Source organism: Agrobacterium pusense (genome assembly GCF_900102105.1).
GTDB lineage: Bacteria > Pseudomonadota > Alphaproteobacteria > Rhizobiales > Rhizobiaceae > Agrobacterium > Agrobacterium pusense.
In genome coordinates this window covers 143,167-149,645 of sequence record NZ_FNBB01000012.1, presented here as the reverse complement: position 1 = coordinate 149,645, position 6,479 = coordinate 143,167, and the positions used below count along the sequence as shown (strand labels likewise).

The following is a 6,479-nucleotide window of genomic DNA, read 5'->3' as shown; positions in this document are numbered from 1 at the left end:
TGATGAGAAGGGTGTGGCGATCTAGGTGCTGGCTTTCACAAGGTTTTTCATTCACAGCGGACCCGCAGGCGCGTGGGGCTTACCCCCTCTGCCCTGCCGGGCATCTCCCCCTCAAGGGGGGAGATCGGCAAGAGGCTCTTTCATCGCTTCACTCGCAAGCTTAGAGATGTGCGAGACTTTGCCGCAGATCGATCTCCCCCCTTGAGGGGGAGATGCCCGGCAGGGCAGAGGGGGGGTAAGCCTCACGCCTCCCCGATCCTCACGCCATTCCGATCAAAGACATGCAGCCTTTCCTGCGGGAAACCGACCTGCAGGGATCTACCCGGCTGCAACAATGCCCGGTCTGATGAAAACAGCTTGAAGGGCAATCCATGCACGGTGAGGTGCAGGATGACGCCGAGGCCGGTCGGCTCGACCAGATCGACGGTTGCTTCCACACCGCCTTCAGCCGGTGCTACGGTGACATGTTCCGGGCGGATGCCGAGCGTGACCGGCTCGCCATCAGCGAGGTCCACTTCCCGGCCAAGCGCAAGGCGCGTGCCGTCATCCAGCACGACGAAACTGCCGCCATTCTCCTGTCCGAGCCGTCCTTCGAGGAAATTCATGCCGGGCGAACCGATGAAACCGGCGACGAAGAGATTGGCGGGACGATCGTAAAGATCGAGCGGTGCGCCGATCTGCTGCACATGGCCGGCATTCATGGCGACGATCCGTGAGGCAAGCGTCATCGCCTCGATCTGGTCATGGGTGACGTAAACCGAGGTTGCGCCAAGATCGGCATGCATGCGTTTGATCTCGGCGCGCATCTGCTCGCGCAGCCGGGCATCGAGGTTGGACAGCGGCTCGTCAAACAGGAAGGCCTTTGGCTGGCGCATGATGGCGCGGCCCATGGCGACGCGCTGACGCTGGCCGCCGGAGAGCGCCTTCGGACGGCGGGCGAGATAGGGATCGAGGCCGAGCTTGGCGGAAGCACCGGCCACCGCCGCCGCGATGGTTTCTTTCGGGCTGCGGCGCAGGCGCAGGCTATAGCTCATATTGTCGGCGACGCTCATATGCGGATAGAGCGCATAGGACTGGAACACCATGGCGATATCGCGATCCTTCGGCCGGCGATCATTGACGCGTTCGCCATCGATGGACAGGTCGCCGGATGTTATCTCTTCAAGGCCGGCGATCATGCGCAGCAGCGTCGATTTTCCGCAGCCGGAGGGACCGACGAGGACGATGAACTCGCCATCCCTGATATCAAGATCGACGCCATGCAGCACGGCGAGGTCGCCATAGGTCTTGCCGACATTCTTCAGCTCGATGGAAGCCATGGGATTATCCTTTCACCGCGCCGGCCGTCAGGCCCTGCACGAGATAACGTTGAATGAGCAGGAAGAAGAGGCATGCCGGAATGAGCGCCAGAACGCCCGCCGCCATCATCTGCCCGAAATCGACGGAGAATTTCGAAACAAAGGTCAGAAGGCCAAGCGGGAAAGTGGCGCTCTGGTTGCCGGAAATCAGCATCAGCGCAAACAGAAGCTCGCTCCACGCGGCGGTGAAGACGAAACCGAGCGTCGCGGCGATGCCCGGCAGCGTCAGTGGCAGGATGATCTGGCGGAAGGCCGTAAACCGGCTCGCCCCGTCGATCATCGCCGCCTCTTCCAGATCCTTCGGAATGCCATCGAAGAACGACTGCATCAGGAAGGTGGCGAAAGGCACGTTGAAGGCGGTGTAGACGATGACGAGGCCCGTCAGGCTGTTGGTGAGGCCGAGGAGCGAGAGCATCTTGAAGATCGGTGCGACCAGCATGACCAGCGGAAACATCTGGGTGATCAGCATTAGCGCGACAATCCAGTATTTGCCCTTGAAACGGAAGCGTGACAGCGCGTAACCCGAGAGCGAAGAAAGTATCGTTACGGCAATTGCCGTGGAGCCCGCGACGATGACGCTGTTCTTAAAAAACGTCGGGAAAGCACTGTTTTCTATGACGAAACGATAATGATCCCAGGTCGCCCGCGATGGCCACATCCTCACACCCTCGCTATAGAGCAGATCATTCGGCGTCACGGAAACCTTGAGCAACCAGAACAGTGGGAACAGTGCAAAGGCGATATAGGCAAGAATCGCCAGACGATGGGCAAGGGTGAGAAATATCCTTGATGTCATCGGTCAGTCCTTCTCGATCAGGCGCTGGCGCAGCAGCACGATCAGCATGGAATAGGCAAGCAGCAGCACCAGCAGCACCAGCGCGATGGCCGAGGCATAACCGAAATCCAGCCGCCGGAAGGCCTGCGTGAAGATGTAGCTGGCGACGATCTGCGTGCGGTCGGCCGGCCCGCCATTGGTCATGACGATGATGAGATCGGCGAAATTGGCGATCCAGACGGTGCGCAGCAGGATGGTGATGGCGATGGTGGGCGCCAGAAACGGCAGGGTGATGGAGGTGAAGCGCTGCAACGGGTTCGCCCCGTCAATTTCCGCCGCCTCGTAAAGATCGCGCGGGATGGCCTGAAGTGCAGCAAGCAAAGTGATGGCGAAGAAGGGAATGCCCCACCAGACATTGGCGATGATTGGCCCCCACATGGCAAGCTGCGGATCGGCGAGGATATTGTTGGGCGCGGATAACAGCCCGAGCGAGACCATCCAGTGCGGCAGCGGCCCGATGACCGGGTTGAACAGCCATGCCCAGTTGAGACCGGCAAGGAAGGTCGGCACGGCCCATGGCAGAAACACCAGCGCCTGCGCCAACCCCCTGCCCGCAAAGGGTTTATCGAGCAGCAGCGCCAGAATGAGGCCGAAGAAGAATTGCAGGAAGACCGAAGCACCCGTCCACCACAGTGTATTTTTCAGCGCCCGGTAAAAGGCCGCATCCTGCGACAGCGCCTCCAGATGTTTGAGACCAACAAAACCGCCGGAGAACGGATTGAGCAGCTGAACATCGCGAAAGGCATAGGAGAGGCCGAGTACCAGCGGCACCAGCATGACGGCGACGATGAGCACCAGCACCGGCGCGCTGTAAAGCCACGGTTCGGCCCAATCGGCAAACCGCCGCATCGCAGGCTTGCCGGCCGGTTTGCGCGCAGCCACCGGCCCGGCGCCATGGGCATAGGACATTGTATCGCTCCCTGATCGGACGACGGAACGGACGGGTTTTCCAGCCTCACGGCTTACCGATCCGAAAAATTTCTATGAAAAGGCCTGTCGTAGCGAAGGCCGGCAAGACTCGCCGCACGGGCATGTGCGCCCGCACGGCCGGTCAATGTCGTTACTTCGAGGCCAGGAACTTCTGCTGCGCCTTGGTCATGTAATCAGCCCATTGCTTGGCAAGGTCTTCCGGCGTGATATCGCCGAGCAGCGCTTCCTGCGATGTCTTAATCACAAGCGAATCCTTGAAGAAGGCGAATTCCTCAAGATAGGTCGGCATCGTCGTCGGCACGGCGTTCTTGTCGGCCAGTTCGTCGAACCAGCCCTTGAACTGCTCGCTGGCATAGAAGGGGTCCTTCTCCGCCGACTTGTGCACCGGCAGCGCACCGGTCTTCTTGTTCCACTCGATATTGCCTTCCGGCCCTTCAAGTGTCTCGATCAGCTTCCAGGAAAGGTCCTTGTTTTCGGATTTCGACATCATCGACCAGCCGGCGAAACCGATCGTCGGGAAGGTCTTGCCGTCGGGGCCCTTGGGCATGGTCATGACGCCGAAATCTTCCGGCTTCATGCGCTGGGCAATGGCAATCAGCGCATCCGGGTCCTGATCGAGGAAGGCGCAGGTGCCGGAATAAAAGCCGGCGACGATCTCGTTGAAGCCCCAGTTGACGCTGTCCTTCGGCGCATAACCGTTCTTGTAGAGATCGATCACATAGGTCAGGCCCTTCACCCAGCCGGGGCTGTCGAAGGTGGAGGTGCCGTCCTTGGTGAAGAACTCGTTCGAACCGGCCATGGATGCGCCGAACATGACCCAGCCGTTGAGGCCGCCCGGGCCGCCGCGCAGGCAGTAGCCGGATTTACCGGGAAGGGCTGCGACCTTCTTGGACGCATCGGCAAATTCCTCAAGGGTCTTCGGCGGCTCCTTCACGCCGGCTTCGGCCAGCAGTTTCTTGTTGTAGAACATGGCGCGCAGGTAGAAACCATAGGGCAGCATATAGGCCGTGTCCTTGACATCGCGGCCGAGTTCCAGCGTGCGCTCGCTCAGGCCCGCGGTGTACTCCCATTTGGCAAGATAGGGCTCAAGGCTCTCCAGCATGCCGTTATTGGCATAAAGCGACAGCCATGTGTCGGGCATTTCCATCACGTCAGGCACATCGCCGGCCGAGACCATGGTGGCGAATTTCTGGAAGGCTTCGCTCCACGGCAGGGAGATGATTTCCACCTTGGTGCCGGGATTGGCAGCCTCGAATTTCGAGACGATGCCTTTCAGCGTTTCCGTCCGCTCGGGACTTGTGATGACCTCGACCAGTTTCAAGGTCGTGTCCGCCAGCGCCGTTCCGGTCATCAGGGCGGTGAAGATTGCTGCTGTTACCAGTTTTTTCATGTCGTTCTCCCCTTTTTTGTCGTCAGTTTAAAAACACGTCAGGCGGCGGAGGCCGCCTTGATCGCGGGTTCGAGATCGTTCCAGAGAGCTTCCGTGCCCTCCAGCCCGACATGCAGGCGCACCGAACGCGCGCTGATGCCGAAGGTGTGGGCGGAGTTTGGCTGCGCCTTCTGTTCGAGCACCACTTCGCCGGGGACGATCAGGCTTTCATGCCCGCCCCAGGAAACACCCAGTTTGAAAAGCTTGAGGCGGTCGGCAAAAGCGCGCACATCCACCCCGTCCTTGAAGATGAAGGAAAACAGGCCCGAGGTGCCGTGAAGGCCGGGCGGCAGACGGTTCGCCAGCCCCGGATGGCAGACCTTCTCCACCACATCCAGCGCCTGCAGGCGGGTTGCGATCTCAAGCGCCGAGGCCTGATGCGCCTTCATGCGCAACGGCAGGGTGCGAAGCCCGCGAATGAGCAGCCAGGCATCGAAGGGCGACATCTTGCCGCCGAGATAGGGATAGGTTTCCGCCCGGATGCGGTCGATCATCGCCTTCGAACCGGCCACCACGCCGGAGACCACATCGCTGTGACCGCCGAGATATTTCGAGGCCGAATGCACGACGAGATCGACGCCGAGCGAGATCGGCTGCTGGAAGACCGGGCTTGCCCAGGAATTGTCGATGACGGTGACGGCGCCATGCCGCTTGCCGATGGCGGCCAGCGCACCGACATCATGGGCTTCCATCACCCAGCTCGTCGGGCTTTCCATGTAAAACAGCTTTGCGCCCGGCATCGCCTTTTCAACCGCCGCCTCATCGCGGCCGTCGACATAGGTCACTTCAATATTCATGCGCTGCATGAAGGTGCCGAACAGGCGGAATGCATCGGGATAGACATGGCGCACGGCGACGATCCGGTCGCCCGGCGAAACGAAGGACAGCACGGTGGAGGAAATGGCCGACATGCCGCTTGCAAAACCGAGCGCATCTTCGGCACCTTCCAGCTTCGCCAGCATCTCCTCAAACAGCCGCACGGTGGGGTTCAGCCCGCGCGTATAGACCGGCCGCACCTTTTCGCCGCGATAGGTGGAGACCATCTCGTCATAGCTGGAAAAGGTGAAAAGCGAGGTCTGTACGATGGGCGGCACCACGGCTTCGAAGGCGTGGGCCTCGTCATGCGCAACGATAAATGAGGCGGGATCGAAGAGATCGTTGCCATGGTTCATTTCGACATGTCCTTGATATCCTCCTCGACGACGGCGAGGATTTTCAGTGTTTCTTCACGGGCGGTCTCGGCATCACCGGCGGCGATGGCATTGAACAGCGTGCGGTGAAAGGGAAAGGAGCGACCGGCGAAATCCGGGCGGTCGAACGGCTTCGACCAGAAGCGTTCGAAACCTTCGCGCATCTGCTCCAGAAGCTGCTTGAACAGCGTATTATGGGTCGCGTCGTAGATCGACAGATGGAAGGCAAGGTCGGCCTTGCCGGAGGTTCCCTCGGCCAGATGCACCCGCTCCATCTCGTCAAGCCGCGCTTCCATCGTGGCGATATCGTCTGCCGTGCGGCGGCGCGCAGCCGCCATGGAGGCTTCCACCTCGATGCCGCGCCGAACCTCCAGCGTCATCAGCAGCGCATCGCGCAGGCTTTCGGCATCGATGGAAATCGGCATATGCACGGTGGCGGCGGAAATCGGCTTCAGCAGATAATTGCCGCTGCCCTTGCGGCTGTCGATGACGCCGAGCGCCTGGAACTTGCGGATGACTTCGCGAATGGTGGAGCGGCCGACGCCCAGCGCCGCCATCAGTTCCCGCTCCGCCGGCAGCCGGTCTCCAGCCTTCAGCCCTGCCCGCTCCACATAGTCGGAAAGCGCGGCCTCCACCTGGCGCACGCGGTCGCTCGGTGGAATCGGCTGCATGAGTTCCCGGCTGGACCTGTCCAAGATGCACCCTCTAAATTGGTCTGACATCTTACCATTTCAAAC

The 6,479-nt window shown here is 60.7% G+C and carries 6 protein-coding genes; all 6 read right to left on the bottom strand.

Annotated features, from left to right (window positions below):
* Positions 1-242 precede the first annotated feature (242 nt).
* Positions 243-1,319, bottom strand: coding sequence for an ABC transporter ATP-binding protein (locus BLU28_RS22045; RefSeq protein WP_022562679.1), 1,077 nt, complete (start codon positions 1,317-1,319; stop codon positions 243-245).
* Positions 1,320-1,323: 4 nt separating this feature from the next.
* Positions 1,324-2,154, bottom strand: a complete 831-nt coding sequence (locus BLU28_RS22040; RefSeq protein ID WP_022562680.1) for a carbohydrate ABC transporter permease — start codon at positions 2,152-2,154, stop codon at positions 1,324-1,326.
* A gap of 3 nt (positions 2,155-2,157) precedes the next feature.
* Positions 2,158-3,102 carry a carbohydrate ABC transporter permease gene (locus BLU28_RS22035; RefSeq protein ID WP_003525091.1) on the bottom strand — a complete coding sequence of 315 codons (945 nt, stop codon included), beginning with the start codon at positions 3,100-3,102 and terminating at the stop codon, positions 2,158-2,160.
* Between the two features lie 151 nt (positions 3,103-3,253).
* Positions 3,254-4,513, bottom strand: coding sequence for an ABC transporter substrate-binding protein (locus BLU28_RS22030; RefSeq protein ID WP_077986963.1), 1,260 nt, complete (start codon positions 4,511-4,513; stop codon positions 3,254-3,256).
* 38 nt (positions 4,514-4,551) lie between these two features.
* Positions 4,552-5,724, bottom strand: coding sequence for a PLP-dependent transferase (locus BLU28_RS22025; protein ID WP_022562682.1), 1,173 nt, complete (start codon positions 5,722-5,724; stop codon positions 4,552-4,554).
* Complete coding sequence (locus BLU28_RS22020) at positions 5,721-6,413, bottom strand: FadR/GntR family transcriptional regulator (protein ID WP_048902873.1); 693 nt, start codon at positions 6,411-6,413, stop codon at positions 5,721-5,723. Before BLU28_RS22020 ends, BLU28_RS22025 begins: the two co-directional genes overlap by 4 nt.
* Between the last annotated feature and the right edge of the window lie 66 nt (positions 6,414-6,479).

Coding starts and splice junctions, on each gene's coding strand:
- BLU28_RS22035 (WP_003525091.1), bottom strand. CDS start 3,102: ATGTCCTATGCCCATGGCGCCGGGCCGGTGGCTGCGCGCAAACCGGCC.
- BLU28_RS22025 (WP_022562682.1), bottom strand. CDS start 5,724: ATGAACCATGGCAACGATCTCTTCGATCCCGCCTCATTTATCGTTGCG.
- BLU28_RS22030 (WP_077986963.1), bottom strand. CDS start 4,513: ATGAAAAAACTGGTAACAGCAGCAATCTTCACCGCCCTGATGACCGGA.
- BLU28_RS22020 (WP_048902873.1), bottom strand. CDS start 6,413: ATGCAGCCGATTCCACCGAGCGACCGCGTGCGCCAGGTGGAGGCCGCG.
- BLU28_RS22045 (WP_022562679.1), bottom strand. CDS start 1,319: ATGGCTTCCATCGAGCTGAAGAATGTCGGCAAGACCTATGGCGACCTC.
- BLU28_RS22040 (WP_022562680.1), bottom strand. CDS start 2,154: ATGACATCAAGGATATTTCTCACCCTTGCCCATCGTCTGGCGATTCTT.